The organism is Brevibacterium paucivorans (genome assembly GCF_016907735.1).
Taxonomy (GTDB): Bacteria; Actinomycetota; Actinomycetes; order Actinomycetales; family Brevibacteriaceae; genus Brevibacterium; species Brevibacterium paucivorans.
The window spans coordinates 1,142,514-1,160,767 of sequence record NZ_JAFBCP010000001.1; the positions used below are offsets into that span (position 1 = coordinate 1,142,514).

General features: G+C 58.3%; 18 protein-coding genes. 2 read left to right on the forward strand and 16 right to left on the reverse strand.

Annotation, left to right across the window (positions count from 1 at the left end; translation table 11 throughout):
• Window positions 1-55: 55 nt before the first annotated feature.
• The 6 genes from JOE56_RS05345 to rpmB form a co-directional block, all read right to left on the reverse strand.
• Entirely contained in the window at window positions 56-2,176 is a 2,121-nt protein-coding gene (locus JOE56_RS05345) for a bifunctional copper resistance protein CopD/cytochrome c oxidase assembly protein (protein ID WP_204515163.1), read from the reverse strand.
• A gap of 35 nt (window positions 2,177-2,211) precedes the next feature.
• A complete protein-coding gene (locus JOE56_RS05350) occupies window positions 2,212-3,078 on the reverse strand; it encodes a nitrilase-related carbon-nitrogen hydrolase (RefSeq protein ID WP_204515164.1) in 867 nt (288 codons plus the stop codon).
• 140 nt (window positions 3,079-3,218) lie between these two features.
• Window positions 3,219-3,503, reverse strand: coding sequence for an HU family DNA-binding protein (locus JOE56_RS05355; RefSeq protein WP_005882699.1), 285 nt, complete (start codon window positions 3,501-3,503; stop codon window positions 3,219-3,221).
• A gap of 60 nt (window positions 3,504-3,563) precedes the next feature.
• A complete protein-coding gene (gene rpsN / locus JOE56_RS05360) occupies window positions 3,564-3,869 on the reverse strand; it encodes a 30S ribosomal protein S14 (RefSeq protein ID WP_102239482.1) in 306 nt (101 codons plus the stop codon).
• A gap of 3 nt (window positions 3,870-3,872) precedes the next feature.
• Window positions 3,873-4,040 (reverse strand): 50S ribosomal protein L33, encoded by a 168-nt coding sequence (gene rpmG, locus JOE56_RS05365; RefSeq protein WP_005882695.1) that lies wholly within the window; start codon window positions 4,038-4,040, stop codon window positions 3,873-3,875.
• Window positions 4,040-4,276 (reverse strand): 50S ribosomal protein L28, encoded by a 237-nt coding sequence (gene rpmB / locus JOE56_RS05370; RefSeq protein ID WP_102239481.1) that lies wholly within the window; start codon window positions 4,274-4,276, stop codon window positions 4,040-4,042. Before rpmB ends, rpmG begins: the two co-directional genes overlap by 1 nt.
• A gap of 396 nt (window positions 4,277-4,672) precedes the next feature.
• Between rpmB and JOE56_RS05375 the strand changes: the two genes are divergently transcribed.
• Entirely contained in the window at window positions 4,673-5,488 is an 816-nt protein-coding gene (locus JOE56_RS05375; protein ID WP_204515165.1) for a hypothetical protein, read from the forward strand.
• Window positions 5,489-5,626: 138 nt separating this feature from the next.
• Here JOE56_RS05375 and JOE56_RS05380 read toward each other — a convergent pair whose 3' ends face one another.
• The 6 genes from JOE56_RS05380 to JOE56_RS05405 form a co-directional block, all read right to left on the reverse strand.
• The gene (locus JOE56_RS05380; RefSeq protein WP_204515166.1) at window positions 5,627-6,994 is read right to left on the reverse strand and encodes a dihydrolipoamide acetyltransferase family protein; all 1,368 of its coding nucleotides are present in this window, start codon (window positions 6,992-6,994) and stop codon (window positions 5,627-5,629) included.
• Window positions 6,995-7,003: 9 nt separating this feature from the next.
• Window positions 7,004-7,978 (reverse strand): alpha-ketoacid dehydrogenase subunit beta, encoded by a 975-nt coding sequence (locus JOE56_RS05385; RefSeq protein ID WP_204515167.1) that lies wholly within the window; start codon window positions 7,976-7,978, stop codon window positions 7,004-7,006.
• Between the two features lie 2 nt (window positions 7,979-7,980).
• The gene (gene pdhA, locus JOE56_RS05390; RefSeq protein WP_204515168.1) at window positions 7,981-9,117 is read right to left on the reverse strand and encodes a pyruvate dehydrogenase (acetyl-transferring) E1 component subunit alpha; all 1,137 of its coding nucleotides are present in this window, start codon (window positions 9,115-9,117) and stop codon (window positions 7,981-7,983) included.
• Between the two features lie 142 nt (window positions 9,118-9,259).
• Entirely contained in the window at window positions 9,260-10,702 is a 1,443-nt protein-coding gene (locus JOE56_RS05395; RefSeq protein ID WP_204515169.1) for a lipase family protein, read from the reverse strand.
• Entirely contained in the window at window positions 10,702-11,262 is a 561-nt protein-coding gene (locus tag JOE56_RS05400; RefSeq protein WP_204515170.1) for a hypothetical protein, read from the reverse strand. Before JOE56_RS05400 ends, JOE56_RS05395 begins: the two co-directional genes overlap by 1 nt.
• Window positions 11,259-11,513 (reverse strand): hypothetical protein, encoded by a 255-nt coding sequence (locus tag JOE56_RS05405; RefSeq protein ID WP_204515171.1) that lies wholly within the window; start codon window positions 11,511-11,513, stop codon window positions 11,259-11,261. Before JOE56_RS05405 ends, JOE56_RS05400 begins: the two co-directional genes overlap by 4 nt.
• Before the next feature lie 245 nt (window positions 11,514-11,758).
• On the opposite strand from JOE56_RS05405, the gene purB reads away from it, so the two are divergent.
• Window positions 11,759-13,177: an adenylosuccinate lyase gene (purB, locus tag JOE56_RS05410; RefSeq protein ID WP_204515172.1), complete on the forward strand. Its 1,419-nt coding sequence runs from the start codon at window positions 11,759-11,761 to the stop codon at window positions 13,175-13,177.
• A gap of 93 nt (window positions 13,178-13,270) precedes the next feature.
• Here purB and JOE56_RS05415 read toward each other — a convergent pair whose 3' ends face one another.
• From JOE56_RS05415 to JOE56_RS05430, 4 genes are all read right to left on the reverse strand, one after another.
• The gene (locus JOE56_RS05415) at window positions 13,271-13,996 is read right to left on the reverse strand and encodes a response regulator (protein WP_204515173.1); all 726 of its coding nucleotides are present in this window, start codon (window positions 13,994-13,996) and stop codon (window positions 13,271-13,273) included.
• Window positions 13,997-14,099: 103 nt separating this feature from the next.
• Window positions 14,100-15,854, reverse strand: coding sequence for an ATP-binding protein (locus JOE56_RS05420; RefSeq protein ID WP_204515174.1), 1,755 nt, complete (start codon window positions 15,852-15,854; stop codon window positions 14,100-14,102).
• Window positions 15,851-18,004 (reverse strand): heavy metal translocating P-type ATPase, encoded by a 2,154-nt coding sequence (locus JOE56_RS05425; RefSeq protein WP_204515175.1) that lies wholly within the window; start codon window positions 18,002-18,004, stop codon window positions 15,851-15,853. The genes JOE56_RS05420 and JOE56_RS05425 overlap by 4 nt, the downstream gene beginning before the upstream one ends.
• Window positions 18,005-18,211 (reverse strand): heavy-metal-associated domain-containing protein, encoded by a 207-nt coding sequence (locus JOE56_RS05430; RefSeq protein WP_005882667.1) that lies wholly within the window; start codon window positions 18,209-18,211, stop codon window positions 18,005-18,007.
• Between the last annotated feature and the right edge of the window lie 43 nt (window positions 18,212-18,254).

Here is an 18,254-nt window from a genome sequence, read left to right on the forward strand (position 1 = left end):
AGCAACTTCACGCACTACTAATTCGCAGAACCAGTGTGCTTATGTGCGCAGCGGGTTACTTCTTCTGCGCTTTGTTGAGGCGTTCGAGCATTTCGTTGTACGCGCGAAGTTCCGCGTCGCCTGTGCGGTCTTCCGACCTGTCCCGGCGCTTCGCTTCACGTTCGGACTGCTGGTTCCAGTGGACAGCAGCGATGATTGCCATGAGTAACGTTGGAAGCTCACCGATTCCCCACGCGATACCGCCACCCAGTTGCTGGTCGTCGATCGCCGAGATCCACTCTTGTCCCATGTTTCCGAACCAGTCACCTTCGATGAGCACTGTGGCGCCCATGATCGAAATACCAAAGAACGCGTGAAACGCCATGGTGATAAGCAGGATGAGGAACGAAATCGCCGGTGGGTAACGCTTTGTTCCCGGGTCAATTCCCACCAGAGCAGCCGAAAACAGGTACCCCGCCGCCAAGAAGTGGACGATCATGATTTCGTGACCCACGTGCGTTTTGAGTGCCGGCCACATAAGACCGCCCCAGTAAAACACCACCAGGGAGCCCGCAAAGTTGATTGACGCGACAATCGGGTGGGCCCAAAACCTCAAATAGCGGGAGTGGATGAGTAGCAAGATCCACTCGCGGAAACCTCGGGACCCATCTTGCCGAGTAGGGGCCGCCCGCATGAGGAGCGTGATTGGCGCGCCCAGAACCATGGGCAGGGGAACCACCATAACCAAAAGCATGTGCTGGATCATGTGTCCAGAGAACAGCACGCGACCGTACACTACGGGACCACCGCACGTGACGTACACCAACAGCGCCATACCGGTAATCCACCAGATCACTCGCATAACGGGCCATTCGCCGCCCTTCTTACGAATTGCCAGATAACCGCGAATGTACAGGTACGAGGTGCCTACCGCGACGACCAGCCACAGCGGATCCCACAACCATTGGGTGAAGTAATTGGAGAAGGTGGGTTCCGGGGGAAGCGACTCGTAGGACAAAATTTCCGCCGGCGTGGGAGCAGGAGGTGCTTCCTGAGGAATGGGTGGTTGCGATCGGGCCAGTGCGATCCCAGCCCCCAACGTTGCTGCCAGGAGCGCCGTTTCAACCAGGAGAAGTCGCCAGAACTCTACCCGTGCCGACACCTGGTCATCGGTGGGTTGAGCACCACGCTTCGCACGAAGCTGAGCTCGCGTGTTGAGCGACTCACCCAAACGCCCGATCACAAACTTCCTGTGCCACAGACCAATCACAGCGACTGCGATGGTGGCGACGGTTTTGGCGATGATGAGCATGCCATAAGGTGTTTGCCAGTCGCTCAAGGATTTCACGCGCAGAATTGCGTTCATGAAACCCGAAAAGCCCACCACCAGAACCGCGGCCAGGGCCAGCTGCGAGTAACGTTCCACGATGTTGCGCAGATCCGCCCGGTGAATCAGGCGCGGTGCCAGAAGCGCTAAAACAAGGATTCCGCCCACCCACATGATGACGGCCAAAAGGTGCAGGCCCAGACTGTTGACAGCCTGCGTGTGCCCGGACGCTCCAACCGTGTGACCCATGAGCGCCAATGGGATGAGGGGGAAAAGCGAAAACGCGGTGGCCCATGCAATACCGGCAAAACTCCGCACCGCAAAAATCACCGTGGAAGTGACAGCTGAGGCGAGGACAATCGTGAGCCACAGACGCCCCGAATCCACCTGGCTCACGTACTGGCCCAACTGTGCAGAAAAGTTGCCAGCATACGCTTGCCCACCGGCGGTTGAGACATAGGTCAGCACCAACACCGCAACACCGGCCACGGTCCACACAACGGATGCCACCTGCGCGATCTGCACAGACCCCAACCAAACCGGGTCGAGGTTGTCCTCACCAGTCGTAGCGCCCTTGCGATCGCGGGTTATGGCGTCGGTGCGAGGGAACACCATGGAGGCCATGATGAGGCTTGCCAAGGCGAGTGTCATGGCGGAGTTAAAGACGAACTTGGCAACCGGCAGACCAAGCCTGGCTAGCGGTCCGGCATCACCGATGAGGGTGGGTGCCCACGCACCGGTGAGGACCATCGCAGCAGCCCCACCCAGCAAACCAAATACCACGTAAATGGGCATGACCCATGTGCGTGCGCCCTTTCCCGAGGCGGTCGCAGTGGTTTTCGTGTCAGTCCGGGTGGTCAGTGTCGTCATTCAGTGAGTGTTGTCGTTGAGTCAGAAGGTGGTCGTTAGTTGAGCGTGTAGTTGAGGCGACGGTCGTCCAGCGCGGGGAATCGTTCGCGGCGGGTCTCGGTCGCGTCGAGGTCAATGGTCGCAGTGATGATGGTCTGCGCTTCGCCTGCTTCTGCCAACGGTAGGCCAGCAGCGTCGAGAATCACCGAATGCCCACCCATCTGCGTACCACCGTGGTACCCGGCGGTGTTGACCGCGACGATGGGGAACAGGTTTTCAATGGATCGGGCGCGCAAGAGTGCAGACCATTCGCGCACGCGGGGTGCCGGCCATGCAGCCGGAATGATAAGACCTTCTGCGCCCTGGGCGACCATTTGGCGGAACAGTTCTGGGAACCGCAGGTCGTAGCACGTGGCAAGTGCGAATTTGGTTTCCCGGCCGTCGATGTTGAGCGTGGGAATCACGATTTCGGTTCCGGGTTGTAAGAGTTTAGGTTCCCCGGATCCGAATCCGAACCGGTGGATCTTGCGGTAAGTCGCCTGGATCTGCCCGTCAGGGTTAATAAGGACCGAGGTGTTCCACAGTCCGCGTTCGTCGTCAGGAAGTACTGGGAGGGCTTTGACGTCGTAGTTGGCTTCTTTGAGCCGGTCCAGCGCGTGGGGGCTTGCTTCGATGATGGATCCGGCGTGTACATATGCGCCCACTGAGCGCGCGGCGTGGGCGATCCGTTCGATCACAGGGCCGTCTACTGCTTGAGCTGCCTTACCCCACTTGGTGTAGTCGAAACCTGTGGGCGCCCACAGTTCCGGAAGAACGATCAAATCAGCTTCACGTTGAGATTCCACCGCGTGGGCGGCGCGCACAACGCGATCCTCGAGGCTTTCACTGTCCGAATAACCGAGCTGAATAGCAGATACACGCATGCATACCAGGATACCGCGCCCGGTTTTGGCAGAGCCAAACGGCGCAGGAACGCCCCAGCAACCACCTCGGCGGGAAACAAAAGTTGCTCCCCACCAAGAGGCGGGGAGCAACTCAACACAAAACCGTGGAGGTTTACATATCAGGGCTTGCCAGCAGCAGCCTTGAGCTTGGAGCCAGCCGACAGCTTAACGGAGTAGCCAGCTGCGATCTGGATTTCTTCACCGGTCTGTGGGTTACGACCCTTGCGAGCTGCACGTTCGGTGCGCTCAACGGAGAGCCAGCCAGGAACGGTGAGCTTTTCACCCTTGGAAACAACGTCTGCGAACGAGTCGAAAACGCCGTCGAGGACGTCAGAAACCTGCTTCTGGGTGAGGCCAGTCTTTTCTGCTACTTCAGCTACGAGTTCGCTGCGGTTCTTAGCCATGTAAGTGTTCTCCTCTTATAGGACGGTTAATCGGCTTCTCCGATAGTAACGGAGTTCAGACTACCAGCTCGACTTAGTAACACCAGGGAGTTCGCCTCGGTGTGCCATCTCGCGGAAGCGAACACGGCTGAGACCGAACTTACGCAGGTAACCGCGTGGACGACCGTCTACCTGGTCGCGGTTGCGCAGACGCACTGGTGAGGCATCGCGAGGAAGCTTCTGGAGACCCAGGCGTGCTTCTTCGCGCTGTTCGTCTGTGGAGTCGGGGCTGACCAGCTGACGCTTCAGTTCAGCGCGGCGCTCCGCGTAGCGCTCAACGATTTCGAGGCGCTGCTTATTACGAGCGATCTTTGACTTCTTAGCCATGAATTAGCGCTCCTCTCGGAAATCGACGTGCTTGCGGACCACTGGGTCGTACTTCTTGATGACGAGACGGTCGGGCGTGTTGCGACGGTTCTTGCGCGTCACGTAGGTGTAACCCGTGCCAGCGGTTGACTTGAGCTTGATGATTGGGCGTACGTCCTGTGCTTTTGCCATTAGAGCTTCACTCCCTTGGCCAAGAGTTCAGTGACAACCGCGTCAATTCCGCGGCGGTCGATGATTTTGATTCCGCGTGCGGACACGGTCAAGGTGACGTTGCGACGCAGGGACGGTACGTAGTACTTCTTCTTCTGAATGTTCGGATCAAACCGGCGCTTGGTGCGGCGGTTCGAGTGGGACACATTGTGTCCAAAACCGGGGGTGGTCCCGGTTACCTGGCAGACAGCTGCCATGTCTCTCCTCCAGTTCACTAATTAGACATCAGGTTCACCGGGCCGAATCCTTCACGCGAAAGCATGACTATGGTTTCTTGCGGTGATGTGTATGCCCGGTGAGGGCCGTGTTTAAGCAAGTTGGATGGCTCGCTTAAAACAGATGTCACACCAGCGGGGAAAAGCTGATGGCCTGTGAGAGAGGGCCGAGCTCGTTGTTCGCCGTGTGAGCACAGTTGACCATTGGTCAACACAACAGTCATTCATAATAAGTGGAAAGCCACATACCCCGCAAGTTGGCACATAACAACTCAACACGCCACGGGTGTGGTTCGTTGGAGCGGGGTTCACCTGCGACACACTCCTATTACTGGCCGGTAGTTGCTCATTGCCTCGGGGCGTGCAAAAGTTGAAAGCATGCACAACGGTGACGGCTCACGGCCTCGGATCCGTCCAGCAGTCAGCAATCGGTTCGACAACTCGTCCTACTACGAGTACCTCGAAAAGCTAACCGCGAACTCGGATCAACAGGCCCAACCTGCTCAGCACAAGCAGGTCGCACAACCGTCCCAAATCTCACAGCAACAACCCGCCCCACACCCACAGAATCAGCAGCAGGGGCCATCACACGGCCAGCCGGAGCCGGGCAATCAGCAGCAACCACCTCGGCGATCTAAGACCTTTATGTGGCTCACTGGCATCGCAATACTTGCGATCGTCGCGCTTGTTGTCACGGTGGTTTTCGTGCTCCTGGGCCCAAACAAAGGTGTGGAGCCCACAGCACCTCGGTCGGCCCCCACAACAGAGCCAAACGACTCAGCAAGCTCTTCCCAAGAAACCGAGTCCCCCAACGAACGAGCCAAGAGCGAGCTCGAAACAATTGTCGCTGATAGCGAAGCTGAGCTGAGCAAGATTGAAGAGAAGTGGGTCATACAGTTGTCCGCCAAACGCCCCGGTGAGGGCACCGGTGACGACGAGTGGAACTACGCAAAAATTCTGCAAGAGTACCGCGACAACGAAAAGCAGTACGGCAAAGTCGCCATGCTGAAAAGTGAAAAATGGTCGTCGTTCCGAGTCAAGGATTTCTGGGTGACGGTCATTCCCACCGGGTACGACTCCCCCGAACCGGCGTTGAAACAGTGCGAAGAGTTCAAGCTCGACCGCGATAACTGCTTTGCTAAGCGTCTCAGCCACACGAAGGGCCCAGACGGCTCCACCAAACTGCGCGAATAGACGCCTGCCGGCCGCACAGACACACATAGACGCTACCGGCTAAAAACGAACAAACACATGTGGGCCACGGGAATCAATCCCGCGGCCCACACACGTAGTTAGCAGAGTCGCCCTAGCAAGAGCGACTTTGGCGCACTCTTACACCATCAGAAGCGTGGGGTCTTCCATGACGCGAGCTACGTCGGCCAAGAACTTCGAAATCACTTCGCCGTCGACAACTCGGTGGTCGGCGGAGACTGCCAGCGTGGTGATCTCGCGTGGCACGATGTCGTCGCCCACGACCCATGGGCGCTTGCGGACCTGGCCAAAGGCCAGGATCGCTGCTTCGCCCGGGTTGATGATAGGAGTTCCGGTATCGATTCCGAACACCCCAATGTTGGTGATCGAGATGGTTCCACCCGCTTGAGCCGCCGGTGTGGTCTTTCCGGCACGCGCGGTGCGGGTGAGCTCGCCCAGTTCGGTAGCCAGCTGGCTCAGTCCCATGGCGTGCGCGTTCTTGATGTTTGGCACGATGAGTCCGCGTGGCGTGGCCGCCGCAATGCCCAGGTTTACGTACTTCTTCACGACGATCGAGTCACCGTCAAGAGCCGAGTTGATCCGCGGATTGCGCGCAACAGCCCAGCACACAGCCTTGGACAGGATGAGCAGTGGCGAAACCTTGACGCCTTCACCCAGGGTTTCGTTGGCCTTGAACTTCCGCACTAGGTTCATGGTTTCGGTGACGTCCACGTCCACAAATTCGGTGACGTGCGGAGCGGTGAACGCGGAGTCGACCATGGCCTGGGCCATGAACTTGACGACTCCCTTGAACGGGATGCGTTCTTCCGTGCCGTCCAAAGCACCGCTTCCAACCGGGGTAGCCGCCTGGGCTGGGCTTTCCGTGGCTCCCTGCGCCGAGGTGGTTCCATGGTTGAGGACGTCATCGCGAGTGATCTGGCCGTTGGGTCCAGTTGGCGTGACGTCGCCTAGGTCGATTCCCCGGTCCTTTGCCAGTTTGCGCACCGGCGGTTTGGCCAGTGGCTTGTCCGGTGTTGAGGTGCGGGTCTCCGCGGACGCGCTTGGGGTGGCTGCGGGTGCCTCCGGTGCTGGCGCCGGGGTTGCTGGTGTGGCCGAGGTGGCCGCAGCTGGCGCTGCACCTCCCTTGCGTGGGCGACGCTTTGTGGAGCTGGCTTTGGTTCCGTACCCCACGAGGTTGGGGCCACTTTCCTCATCGCCCGCGGATTGGGTTTGGTCGACGTCCTTGGCGGTGTCGGGGGTTGCCACTCCCTGGGCGCCACCGAAGCGGATGATTGGCGTGCCCACTTCCACGGTTTCGCCTTCTTCCACCAGGATCGCTTCAATGGTGCCGGCCTGTGGGCTGGGGAGTTCGACAAGCGATTTGGCGGTTTCGATTTCGACCAGGATTTGGTTGACGGTCACGGTGTCGCCGGGGGCTACTTTCCACGAAACGATGTCAGCTTCAGTGAGCCCTTCTCCGACGTCGGGAAGGTTAAATTCGTTAGACATGTAGTCCTCTCAGTATGCGAGGGCGCGGTCCACGCCATCCAGGATGCGGTCGAGGTCAGGGAGGTAGTGTTCTTCGAGTTTGGAGCCCGGGTATGGAGTGTGGAATCCACCCACGCGGATGACGGGGGCTTCCAGGTTGTAGAAGCATCGTTCGGTGATGCGGGCGGCAATTTCTGACCCCAGCCCCAGGAACACAGGTGCTTCGTGGGCGACAACCAGGCGTCCAGTGCGCTTAACAGAGTCTTCAATCACTGAGAAGTCGACGGGGTTAAGACCACGAAGGTCAATGACTTCGAGCGATTTACCTTCTTCTTCAGCAGCTGTGGCCACGTCCATTGCGGTGGGCACCAGCGGACCATACGTGACAAGCGTCAGGTCGTTTCCTGGGCGCACAATCTGCGCGCTGTATGGGTCCAGACCACGGTTTGCTTCGTCCACATCGCCACGCAACCAGTAACGGCGCTTGGGTTCGAAGTACATGACCGGGTCGGGGCTGTGGATCGCTTCTTGGATCATCCAGAAAGCGTCGTGCGCGTTGGACGGGCTCATGATTTTAAGTCCAGCGTGGTGCGCAAAAACTGCCTCTGGGCTTTCCGAGTGGTGTTCGGGGGATCCGATTCCACCGCCGTAGGGCACGCGAATGACGACAGGCAGGTTTTCTGTCCCGCGGGTGCGGGCGTGCATTTTTGCCAACTGGGTGACGATCTGGTCGTAGGCGGGGAAGATGAACGCGTCGAACTGGATTTCCACTACGGGGCGGAAGCCACGCTTTGCCATCCCGATTGCCGAACCCACGATCCCGGATTCAGCCAGTGGAGCGTCAATGACGCGGTGCTCACCAAAGTCTTTTTGCAGACCTTCTGTCACACGGAAAACTCCTCCGAGCTTTCCAATATCTTCACCGATCAGCACAACCTTGGGGTCGTCTTCCATGGCCTTGCGCAGACCGGCGGTAATGCCTTTTGAAAGGGGCATTGTTGTCATTGTTAGTTGTCCCCTTCTACGTCTTCGAACGAGGCCAGGTATTCCTTGTATTCGCGCTGCTCTTCTTCGATCATCGGGTGTGGTTCCACAAAAACCGAGTCGAAGATTTCGTCAACCGGTGGCGGTTCCATGTTGACGCACGCGCTTCTGATGCGTTCTGCCAAGGCATCAGCTTCGTCGTCGATTGCAGTGAAGAATGCTGCGTCTACGTCGTTGGTGTTTTCCAGGTACTTACGCACGCGCAGGATTGGGTCCTTGGGCTTCCACGCGTCGACTTCGGCGGAGTCGCGGTACTTGGTTGGGTCGTCGGCGGTGGTGTGTGCGCCCATGCGGTACGTGTATGCCTCGATGAGCATGGGGCCCTGTCCCGAGCGGATGCGGTCGGCGTATGCGCGGCACACGGAGTACACAGCCAGGATGTCGTTTCCGTCCACGCGCACACCTGGCACACCAAATCCCTGACCACGTGTGTAAAGAGGGACCGAGGTCTGCACCGTGTTGGGTTCGGAAATAGCCCACTGGTTGTTCTGGACATAGAAGAGGACTGGCGACCGGAAAGCGCCCGCGAAGGTCAGCGCTTCAGAGACGTCACCCTGGCTGGTGGCACCGTCACCGCAGCAGGCCACGGCGATGGTGTCGCGGTCCATGTCACCGGTTCCAACTGCGCCGTCCATTTGCACACCCATGGCGTAACCGGTCGCGTGCATGACCTGTGAACCGATCACGATCGTGTACACGTTGAAGTTGTTGTCCTTGGGGTCCCAGCCGGAGTGGTTCTGTCCGCGGAAGATTCCCAACAGCGTTTCTGGTGCGACACCTCGGCACCATGCGACACCGTGTTCGCGGTAGGTGGGGAAGACATAGTCTTGTGGGCGCAGTGCGCGTCCCAGTCCGATCTGCGCGGCTTCCTGACCCAACAGTGGCACCCACAAGCCCAGCTGGCCTTGGCGCTGGAGGGCGTTGCCTTCGGCGTCAACGCGACGGATCAGCACCATGTCGCGGTAGAAGCCTTTGAGGTCGTCAACGGTGAGTTCGTGAGCGTATGCGTCGAAATCGCTGTTGGGTACGCGAGTTCCGTCGGGCGTCAACATCTGGACTACATCGTCCACACCCATTGTTGGATTAGACGTCGATGTCATGCCTTCTCCTTAGCGTCAGGGCTGGGTCTTGGGTTAAGTCAGCCAAACGAGGTGGACTATGCAGCTTGTGGCGCGCAAGTCCAAAGTGAGCTATTTCATAAGGTGATACATAATCTAACGGAAAGTTGTGTTTCACACCACTCTACGGACGGGTTCCTTCATATTGGTGTGACTCTGTTACAGTCCCCGCAAAAAATTCACCTCGTTTGCGTTTGAACGCCTGCACATCTGGGTCGTTTTCGATCCCTGCAATGGCCTCCGCATAAACGTCACCGCTGTGTGCGTCTTGGGCTTGCTGGCCGGTCCCGAGGTGGGGCGAAGTGGTCACGGTTGTCCAGTTGTGCTGGTCGGGGTTCTTCCGTCCGTCGAGTTGGGGAACCAGGTCGTGGTCGTGTTCGATCGACAGCACTTCCACACTGTCGGGAACCCTGTAATCCGAAACGGGGGACCCCACGGTCACAACTGTGGTGACGTTGTATTTTGACGCGAACTCAGCGTCATCCGCCAGTGACATCGCGACGATCCCGCCCTGGGAGTACCCCACCAGCATGATCTCGGTTGAACCGTCTACACCAGCGTCTTCAAGTGCTTGCCTCACGACCTTTCGCATGGCGGAATCCTTGCCCGCTATGGTTTCCAGGTTCGTTTGCATATCGGTTCCGTTTCCGCTTCCAACCGACCAGTCCGTTGTCGCCGGAACGTACACAACCACACGTTCAACACCATCAGCACCACGGACCTTATCGACCCGGACTCGGCCATTGTCACGGCCGGAATGCACTGAACGTTGACGCGCATAGAGTTCACTCAAGTCTGTGGGGTGAACCTGCCTCGCGAGCGACTGCTCGACCTTAGTTACCGTGACGCTGGAGTCAAACACGCCCACCGTGTATCCCGTGTTCACCATCATGGTGGTGACCTGTTCTGAGGAGTGAGGTGTGCGAAACAGGTTTTGGATATTGGGAGGAAATCCCGCGAAGCCTCCGACAAAGCCGGGGATCACATGCTCGATGACCCGCCGGCTTACGCCGGGATGCGTAAATGCCTTCTGAGTCAGGTTGTCAATGCCACGTTGCGCAATATCACGAGCGTTTTTTGCAAGTGCTCGCGTCAAAACGAAGTCCGGACCCTCAACCCCTAGAAATCTGCGCACGAAATTCACCTGAAGATCCACCGCGAGAATCGGTAGGTATGCAGATATGACAAACGAAGGAAGTAAGACAAGCGCACCTCGCACTGCATGCCCCGCGATGTTGCCCACGGCAGTCAGGGCGTCATCAATGATGCGTTCGCTGGCGCGCTGGGCCTGGCGGTACGCCATCACACTCGCCCGCAACGCCACTGCGGTCGCTTCCAGTCGCGTAGCACTAGCCCCCACAAACACTGTAAATTCGCTCATGCTCTTACGCACTTCAAACCAGGTGGGAGCAGACGCAATGACACTAACCCCCAGTTCAGGGTCCCTTTGAGACACCAGCGACCGCGTCCCGACATGCGCTAACTCACGCGCCAAACGCTCCAGTTCGTCTGCTGTTTTCTCCATGTCGTCGAGGTGGGCGCTCACACCTCGTGCTCCACCGCTCATCACGTGCTCGCATGGTTCACGGTGTCGACGTACATTCCCACGTTGCGCATGTGAGTGCGCACCGCAGCTTCAACTAAAAATTCCAGAGCTTGTGCCTCACCATTCGCTACTAAAGGGGTATCGGACCACGGGATCTTCTGCCCGGCTCGTTCCAGAACCGCCGGCCCAGGACGGATCAAACCCGTGACGTTCATATGTCCCTGAGGCGGGACGTTTTCAGAACACAGGACGGGAAAGTACGCAGGCTCAATCGCGTAGCCCACCACCATGCGACGTTTTTCCACACATTCGGCACAGTCGTCACCGGCGTATTGCATGAGCGCCACACATATCGGGCCAGACATATACGCGCAGCACCTGAAGTCATGTTCGCCTGTGAACCGCACGTGAGCGACGATGTCCGCTGCGTTCATGACAGCCAAAAAACCGTAGACCACGTCATGGTGGTACTCGCGCGGGCCGTCACTTTTAGGGTTCTTAGGTCGCATCGACTCCGGCCAACACTGCGTCAAGTCATCTGGAAAGTCTGCCAAAACATCTGTGTTGATCCCTAGGATCATCTGCCCAGCACCACCTTCGAGACCGTTTCAACGGCTTGTCCGTGAACCGCAAGCGCATGACTCACGTTTTCCGCAAGGTTCGCCGCCGTATGAAAATCCGTGGCCCGCGCTGCAACGTCACGCCTAAACGCGTCTGCTGAAATCGAGTGCCAAGCGATCCCTTGAAAGCTGCTGGTCTGATGAGCGTGTGTGCGCAAAGTGTCTGCGATGTACATCCATTCCTTAATCGCAGTTTCAAACGAAGTATCCATGCAAAACAGAATCCGCCTGCACGCCCAAGAGCACCACCGCACAATCACCGCCTGTGGAAAACCTCCACCCATCCACAGACCGTGTGCCACCCACACGCTCGCCCGGGAACGACCTCGGCGGGACAAAACCCCACCTCACCCCACCGACCCTGGCGCTCGCTTGCCCGCTCCACAGGAACGCGCCACCGCAACACCGCACAATCCACACGCGACTGGCCACTCAAGAGCCATGAAACAATGGCGGTATGACTCGTGTGACACTTGCAGATCTCGAACCCGCAATCGCTCTGGGCCCACTCGATGGCCGTTACCGTGGCGACGCCGCCCCACTCGTTGACTACCTGTCAGAAGCAGCACTGAACCGCAACCGGATTCACGTCGAAGTTGAGTGGTTCATTCACTTGCTCGAATCCAATGTGTTCGAAGGTGTCCGCACACTCCACGACGACGAGAAACGCCAGTTGCGCGGACTCGTCGAAACGTTCGACCACACAACAATTTCGCAGTTGGCGACCTTTGAAGCGGTCACGGTACACGACGTCAAAGCCGTTGAATACCTCATCAAGGAATCGCTGTCGCAGATCGGCGCCGACGACCTGAGTGAACTCGTCCACTTCTGCTGCACATCAGAAGACATCAACAACTTGTCCTACGCCGTAGGTCTCAAAGGCGCTATCGAAGACGTGTGGCTCCCACGCGCTCGCGCCCTGATCGACACGCTGGCCCAAATGGCTGAAGACCTGGCTGACACTCCCATGCTCAGCCACACTCATGGTCAGCCGGCAACCCCGTCCACGATGGGTAAAGAGTTCGCCGTGTTTGTTCACCGCCTGGCCCGCCAGTACCGTCGCATCGAAAACACTGAGTACTTGGGCAAGATCAACGGGGCTACAGGCACCTACGCTGCCCACACCGTGGCTGCTCCTGGCGTTGACTGGCCACACGTTGCGCAGACGTTTGTCGAGAAACTGGGCCTGACCTTCAACCCGTTGACCACCCAGATCGAATCCCACGACTTCCAAGCGGAGCTCTACGCTGACCTGGCACGTTTCAATCGGATCGCGCATAACCTGGCCACGGACATGTGGACGTACATTTCGATGAACTACTTCATCCAGATTCCCGTCGAAGGGGCCACTGGTTCGTCCACGATGCCACACAAGGTCAACCCCATTCGTTTTGAAAACGCGGAAGCGAACCTGGAGCTCAGCTGCGCGCTTCTTGACTCGCTGGGATCCACGCTTGTCACCAGCCGGTTGCAGCGCGACCTCACCGACTCCACCACGCAGCGCAACATCGGTGTGGCGTTTGGCCACTCGGTGCTGGCGCTGAACAACCTGGTCAAGGGCTTGGGCCGCCTGGCAATCAACACTGACGCGCTCAACGCCGACCTCGACTCCAACTGGGAAGTCTTGGCTGAGCCCATCCAGTCAGTCATGCGCACGGCGTACCTTCAGGGTGTTCCCGGAATGGACAACCCGTACGAAAAACTCAAAGAACTGACTCGCGGTCACCGCATTACACCGGAGCAAATGCGTGAGTTCGTCGCGGACCTGGGCCTTCCGGCGCACCTTGAAGAAGCGCTAGTCCAGTTGACGCCTGCAACGTACACGGGTGTTGCTGCTGACCTTGCCCGGGCCGAGGTCGCTGCCTGGCGCGCGTGACACGCACCTTAGCGCGTCACCGCCACCTTAGGGTGTCAACCGGGGGCATCGGAAACTTCCGAGGCGGTGACCACCCCGGGTGATCCACCTGGGTTACTCTTCTTCGTCGTCCGGCAGGGTGTATTCCAATACCGGCCGGCCGGCAGAGCCGTACCGGGGTTGCCGTTTCAGAATTTCGGCGTCGGCCATCGCTTCTAAGTACCTGCGAGCGGTTACGCGAGATACCCCCATAAGATCGCCCGCCTCGGCCGCGGAAAAAGCCCGCCCACCCTTCATCGCAGCGAGGACGGCGTGCTGGATGTCAGCCGGGACTTTCTTGGCAAGCCGGACTTTGGGCTTGCTTGCAAATGAGGACATGAGGGCGTCAATGTCTTGTTGTGACGCTTCTTCTGGTGAGTCTTCCAGTGAGCGTCGGTACGCAACATAGGCTTCCAGTTTGGCCTGGAAAACCGGGAACGTGAACGGTTTGACGATGTACTGGAATACGCCCAGGCTCTTCGCGTTATGAACCACGTTGACTTCACGTGATGCGGTCACTGCAATCGCATCGACGTTGACGCGGTGTGTGCGGAATGCTCGCAACAGCTGGATTCCATGGCCGTCACCCAGGTTCATGTCCAGGAGAATCAAGTCGATTGCTTTCGCGTCGATTGTGGGAACCTGGCCCAGCATGACAGCCAGCGCCTGGCTGGCATTCTTAGCAATACCGACGACGTAGAAGTCATCTAGTCGACTCACATAGTTCGCGTGTGCCCGTCCGGCGATGGCTTCGTCCTCAACGACAAGTACGCCAAACTTTTGTTCACTACTACGCGACATCGGTTCCTACACTTTGCACGACCAGTTGTTCTTGTTTCGAACTATAGCCAACGGTAGTAGTAAAGTCTGCCATTTTGTGTGGCAAGGGCGACACATCTGACCATCAATCGGTCACATCTGACTCGCTCGGTAACCATACTGAGAACTCCGCTCCGCGTAGTTCACCGTGCTCTGCTTCGTCGCCAAGTCCTCCGTCTACGTCGATTGCGCCACCCAGCCGTTTGACGGCCTGAACCACAATGTCGAGCCCCACTCCACGCGATCCGTCGCTTTTGGTCCCCTGCCCCGTATCGTGTTCCACGCCGTCGTGCTTGGTTGACCAGCCACGTTCAAAAATTTGGTCCACGGCCTCGTCCGGGATTCCGGGTCCGTCGTCGCGTACGGTCACAATGTATCCCGAGGCGGAAGACCCTGACATGGTAAGTTCCACCTGCTTGCGTTCGGCTGGAATATCGGACCGGCTTACCGCATCAAAAGCGTTGTCGAGCAAGTTGCCAATGACGGTCACCAGGTCGCGTTCATCACCGGGGATTCGGCTTTCCAAATTGGACGCATCAACGTGGAGATCGATGTTGTCTTCTTTAGCTTGAGCAAGCTTGGTGTACACAAGCGCCGCGATAACAGGCTGGTTAAACCCGCCCAGCAGGTCTTCCGGCGCAGTCGAGGTGTGAGCCACAGACTGGGTGGCAAACTCCAGCGCTTCGTCCGGGCTTCCCGTCTCGATGAGGGACGCAATGATGTGCATCCGGTTAGCGAACTCGTGAGTCTGCGAGCGCAACGAGTCCGAGAACGATCGAATGGACACCAGCTCACCGGTAAGTTTGCGCAGTTCAGTGTGGTCACGAACCGTGACCACCCACGTGTCAACGTCCAGCTCTTCTTGCATGTGCTCTCGTGCCGGCTGCTGATTGACCAAGAGCACCCGGTTTGAGGTGTAGTGGATTTCATCGCGTACAAACCGGCCCGAGGCAATCAAGCTACGAAGCGTTTCAGGCACGGGCAACTGGTCGAATTGAATGGACGTTTCGGTTTCCGGCAGCCCCAAAAGTTCACGCGCCGGGTCGTTATACAGAACGATCCCCTCGTTACGGTCAACCAACAGCAACCCGTCGTTCACTGCTTCAAGAACGGACCTGTAATACGCAATCAGGCGCGCCAACTCAGTTGTTCCATAGTCGCCGGTGACGCGTTTAAGCCCGCGTGACGTCAGCCAAATCGCCGCGGTGCCCAACACGAAAGTGAACGCACCACTGGCAATGAGAAGGTTCCCAACCGGTTGAAAACTCGCCCGGACCGTTGACCTGTCGATCCCGGCCACAATCACCGCGCGCTTATAACCCGGCGGAGTGGGTTTGACCGGCACCAGCGTGTAAAGCGTTCCACCGTGTTCATTGGCCAAATACACGGTAGCCGTGTGCCCGGCTTCCACTTGCTTGACAATGCTGGGGGAAAAATCGGGCAACTGGTCCAAGTTGTCACCGGTGGGTGACTGGGTTCCAATCCGGTGAACATTCTCGTCCCCCACCACGTCTTTAGGATCGCTGACACTGAGTTTGCCGCTTTCAAGTTCGTTAAGCGGAACAGATGCCAACAGATCAAGCTCATTGAGCCGCTTGAACTCAGACAAAGTTCCCGAAAGCTGGGCACGCCCCATACCGTGCAGATCAGTGGTGGTGGCGACGACCTCGGCGGTGGCAATCACGCGCTCTTCTTCCTCATGCGCATGCCGGTCCGAAAAGAAAATATACAGCACCGTGGAGATGACAATCACGATCCCCAGAAGCAAAACGGACGACGCCAGCAGGATTCGCCCAGCGACACCCATGGGCAACCAGCCCGTTTTTTGCGTGGTGCTCACGCGTTCCCCTGCATGGTTTTCGCAAGCACGCGTGACATCGGAACCACAGAAACAAGGGACATAAGAACCACCAGGATCGAGCTCATCGCCATCGCTTGACCCGCGAGCATGGGGTCGAGTTTTCCGAACATCGCGAATGGGATCATGACCAGGTTATAACTAAAGGCCCAGAACAGATTGATTTTGATGAGTGCAACGCCCATGCGGGCTAGGCGGATCGCGGCCGGAATGGCGGCGGGGTCTGAGCGGGTGAGGGTGACGTCCGAGGCGGCAATTGCCGCGTCTGTCCCCTCGCCCATGGCTACCCCCAGGTTGGCCTGGGCTAACGCGGCTGCGTCGTTGACTCCGTCGCCCACCATGGCCACGTGCTCACCAGACTTTTGTAGCTGATCAATGTGGTCGAGCTTGTGCTCAGGCCGAACGTCCGCGATCACCGTGTCAATGCCCAGTTCGTTGGCAACGGCGTTGGCGGGTCCAGGGGCGTCGCCAGTGAGCATCACGGTTTTCAGCCCCAACTTATGCAGGCTGGCAATCGCGTGGGCTGAACTGTCTTTGATGGTGTCGGCCACGTCAATCGCACCCGCGTATTTCCCGTCGATAGCAACTGCCACTCGCGTGGTGTCGCTTGGCGGAATCTGCGCGCCGGTTTCTTCGCTCACAAGTTGCGGGCGGGCCACCAAAACGGAATGCCCGTCCACCGTGGCGCGCACTCCCCCACCCGGGATACTGGTGAAGTCGGTGACGTCGAGTTCTTCCGTGCTGGCTTCGGCCAGCGCACGCGCAATGGGGTGCTCGCTGTTGCGTTCAGCGTTCGCGGCAAGGGTGAGCTCACGCTCGCCGAGGTCGTGGCTGACGACCTGCATGTGTCCCCGTGTGAGCGTGCCGGTTTTGTCGAGCACAACGGTGGTCACTTTGCGTGCGTGCTCCATAACCTCTGGCCCAGAGACCACAATTCCGTTTTCAGATCCCAGCTGAGAAACGGTGACGACAGCAATGGGGGTTGCCAGTCCCAGAGCACACGGGCACGCAACGACCAGGACGGCGATCATGGCGTAGAGGCCACCGGTCCAGTCTCCCTTGACGCCCCACAAAATAAGTGTGAGGAGGGCAATGACAATGACGACGGGGACGAAAATTCCGGAGATTTTGTCGGCCAGCCGTTGCATAGCTGGTTTGCTGGTCTGGGCGCGGGATACCAGCTTGGCGATGTGAGCAAACGCGGTGTCCTCCCCCACGCGTGTTGCCCGCACAACCATGGACCCAGTGGTGTTGATTGTTGCACCGGTGACGGTGGACCCCGGACCTACGTCAACCGGAGTGGGCTCACCTGTCAGGGCGGATTCGTCGACTGCGGATTCGCCACTGATCACTTCACCGTCAGTGGCAATCGTTTCGCCTGGACGCACGCGGAACTCGTCACCCACGCTGAGCTTTTCGACCGGGACTTTCCATTCGCGTCCGTCACGAATGACGTTCGCAGAGCTCGCTCCCAGTTCAAGTAGCTCTTTGAGTGCGCGCGTAGCGCGGTTCTTTGCTCCTTCTTCGATCAGGCGTCCCAGCGTGATGAACACGATGATGGCGACAGCAGATTCAAACCACACATATTCGTGGGGTGAAATCGCAAAACCCTGTGTGCTCACTGCCCGGATAAGCCGGTAGAACGAATATCCGCAGGCTGCCCATACACCCAAGGTGATGAGCGTATCCATGGTCCCTAAACCACCTCGGGCGGCTTTATACGCAGCCACATAGTATGGCCAACCACCCCACGTAATGATGGGCAGGGCGAGTGCAAGAACCACCCACTGCCACCCGGGGAAGTGGACGAACATCGAAATGACGACCACGGGGATACCCAGAATGAAGCCCACGAGTAACCGAGGCCTGAACCCTCGGGGGTCAGGGTTGTCCGGGACTGGATCGACTGGGTTGTGAACCGTGGCCGAATATCCGGCTTTTTCGACAGTCGCGAGGAGCAGGTCGTTGGGAACGTCTGGACCGACTTCCACCAAAGCGGAGTTCAGAGGCAGGTTGACGGTAGCCTGAACCCCGTCGAGTTTGTTGAGTTTCTTTTCGATTCGATTGGCACACGACGAACACGTCATTCCTGTGATGTCGAGTTCAACGTCGCGTGTACGCGTGCCAGACATTTAGACGACCTCGTATCCGGCCTCGTCGATTGCCGCTACAACGTCCTGGTGACTGATGGGTTCCGTCGACTGCACGGTCACGGTCGACGGGGTGCCCAGCTCAACCTCGACCTGCGTGACGCCACTGATGTCACCGACTTCTTGTTTCACCGCACGTACGCAGTGCTCGCAGGTCATTCCGGAAACTGAAAAAGTACTGATTGGCATATCGCTTACTCCTTTTAACTTGTGTGCTTCACATGTGTGCCAC

What these genes read in the sequence shown, in the direction of transcription:
- rpsN (WP_102239482.1), bottom strand. Translation starts at nt 3,869, where the DNA reads ATGGCTAAGAAGTCAAAGATCGCTCGTAATAAGCAGCGCCTCGAAATC.
- JOE56_RS05400 (WP_204515170.1), bottom strand. Translation starts at nt 11,262, where the DNA reads ATGATCCTAGGGATCAACACAGATGTTTTGGCAGACTTTCCAGATGAC.
- JOE56_RS05380 (WP_204515166.1), bottom strand. Translation starts at nt 6,994, where the DNA reads ATGTCTAACGAATTTAACCTTCCCGACGTCGGAGAAGGGCTCACTGAA.
- purB (WP_204515172.1), top strand. Translation starts at nt 11,759, where the DNA reads ATGACTCGTGTGACACTTGCAGATCTCGAACCCGCAATCGCTCTGGGC.
- pdhA (WP_204515168.1), bottom strand. Translation starts at nt 9,117, where the DNA reads ATGACATCGACGTCTAATCCAACAATGGGTGTGGACGATGTAGTCCAG.
- JOE56_RS05395 (WP_204515169.1), bottom strand. Translation starts at nt 10,702, where the DNA reads ATGAGCGGTGGAGCACGAGGTGTGAGCGCCCACCTCGACGACATGGAG.
- rpmB (WP_102239481.1), bottom strand. Translation starts at nt 4,276, where the DNA reads ATGGCAGCTGTCTGCCAGGTAACCGGGACCACCCCCGGTTTTGGACAC.
- JOE56_RS05430 (WP_005882667.1), bottom strand. Translation starts at nt 18,211, where the DNA reads ATGCCAATCAGTACTTTTTCAGTTTCCGGAATGACCTGCGAGCACTGC.
- JOE56_RS05345 (WP_204515163.1), bottom strand. Translation starts at nt 2,176, where the DNA reads ATGACGACACTGACCACCCGGACTGACACGAAAACCACTGCGACCGCC.
- JOE56_RS05415 (WP_204515173.1), bottom strand. Translation starts at nt 13,996, where the DNA reads ATGTCGCGTAGTAGTGAACAAAAGTTTGGCGTACTTGTCGTTGAGGAC.
- JOE56_RS05425 (WP_204515175.1), bottom strand. Translation starts at nt 18,004, where the DNA reads ATGTCTGGCACGCGTACACGCGACGTTGAACTCGACATCACAGGAATG.
- JOE56_RS05375 (WP_204515165.1), top strand. Translation starts at nt 4,673, where the DNA reads ATGCACAACGGTGACGGCTCACGGCCTCGGATCCGTCCAGCAGTCAGC.
- JOE56_RS05385 (WP_204515167.1), bottom strand. Translation starts at nt 7,978, where the DNA reads ATGACAACAATGCCCCTTTCAAAAGGCATTACCGCCGGTCTGCGCAAG.
- JOE56_RS05405 (WP_204515171.1), bottom strand. Translation starts at nt 11,513, where the DNA reads ATGGATACTTCGTTTGAAACTGCGATTAAGGAATGGATGTACATCGCA.
- rpmG (WP_005882695.1), bottom strand. Translation starts at nt 4,040, where the DNA reads ATGGCAAAAGCACAGGACGTACGCCCAATCATCAAGCTCAAGTCAACC.
- JOE56_RS05355 (WP_005882699.1), bottom strand. Translation starts at nt 3,503, where the DNA reads ATGGCTAAGAACCGCAGCGAACTCGTAGCTGAAGTAGCAGAAAAGACT.
- JOE56_RS05350 (WP_204515164.1), bottom strand. Translation starts at nt 3,078, where the DNA reads ATGCGTGTATCTGCTATTCAGCTCGGTTATTCGGACAGTGAAAGCCTC.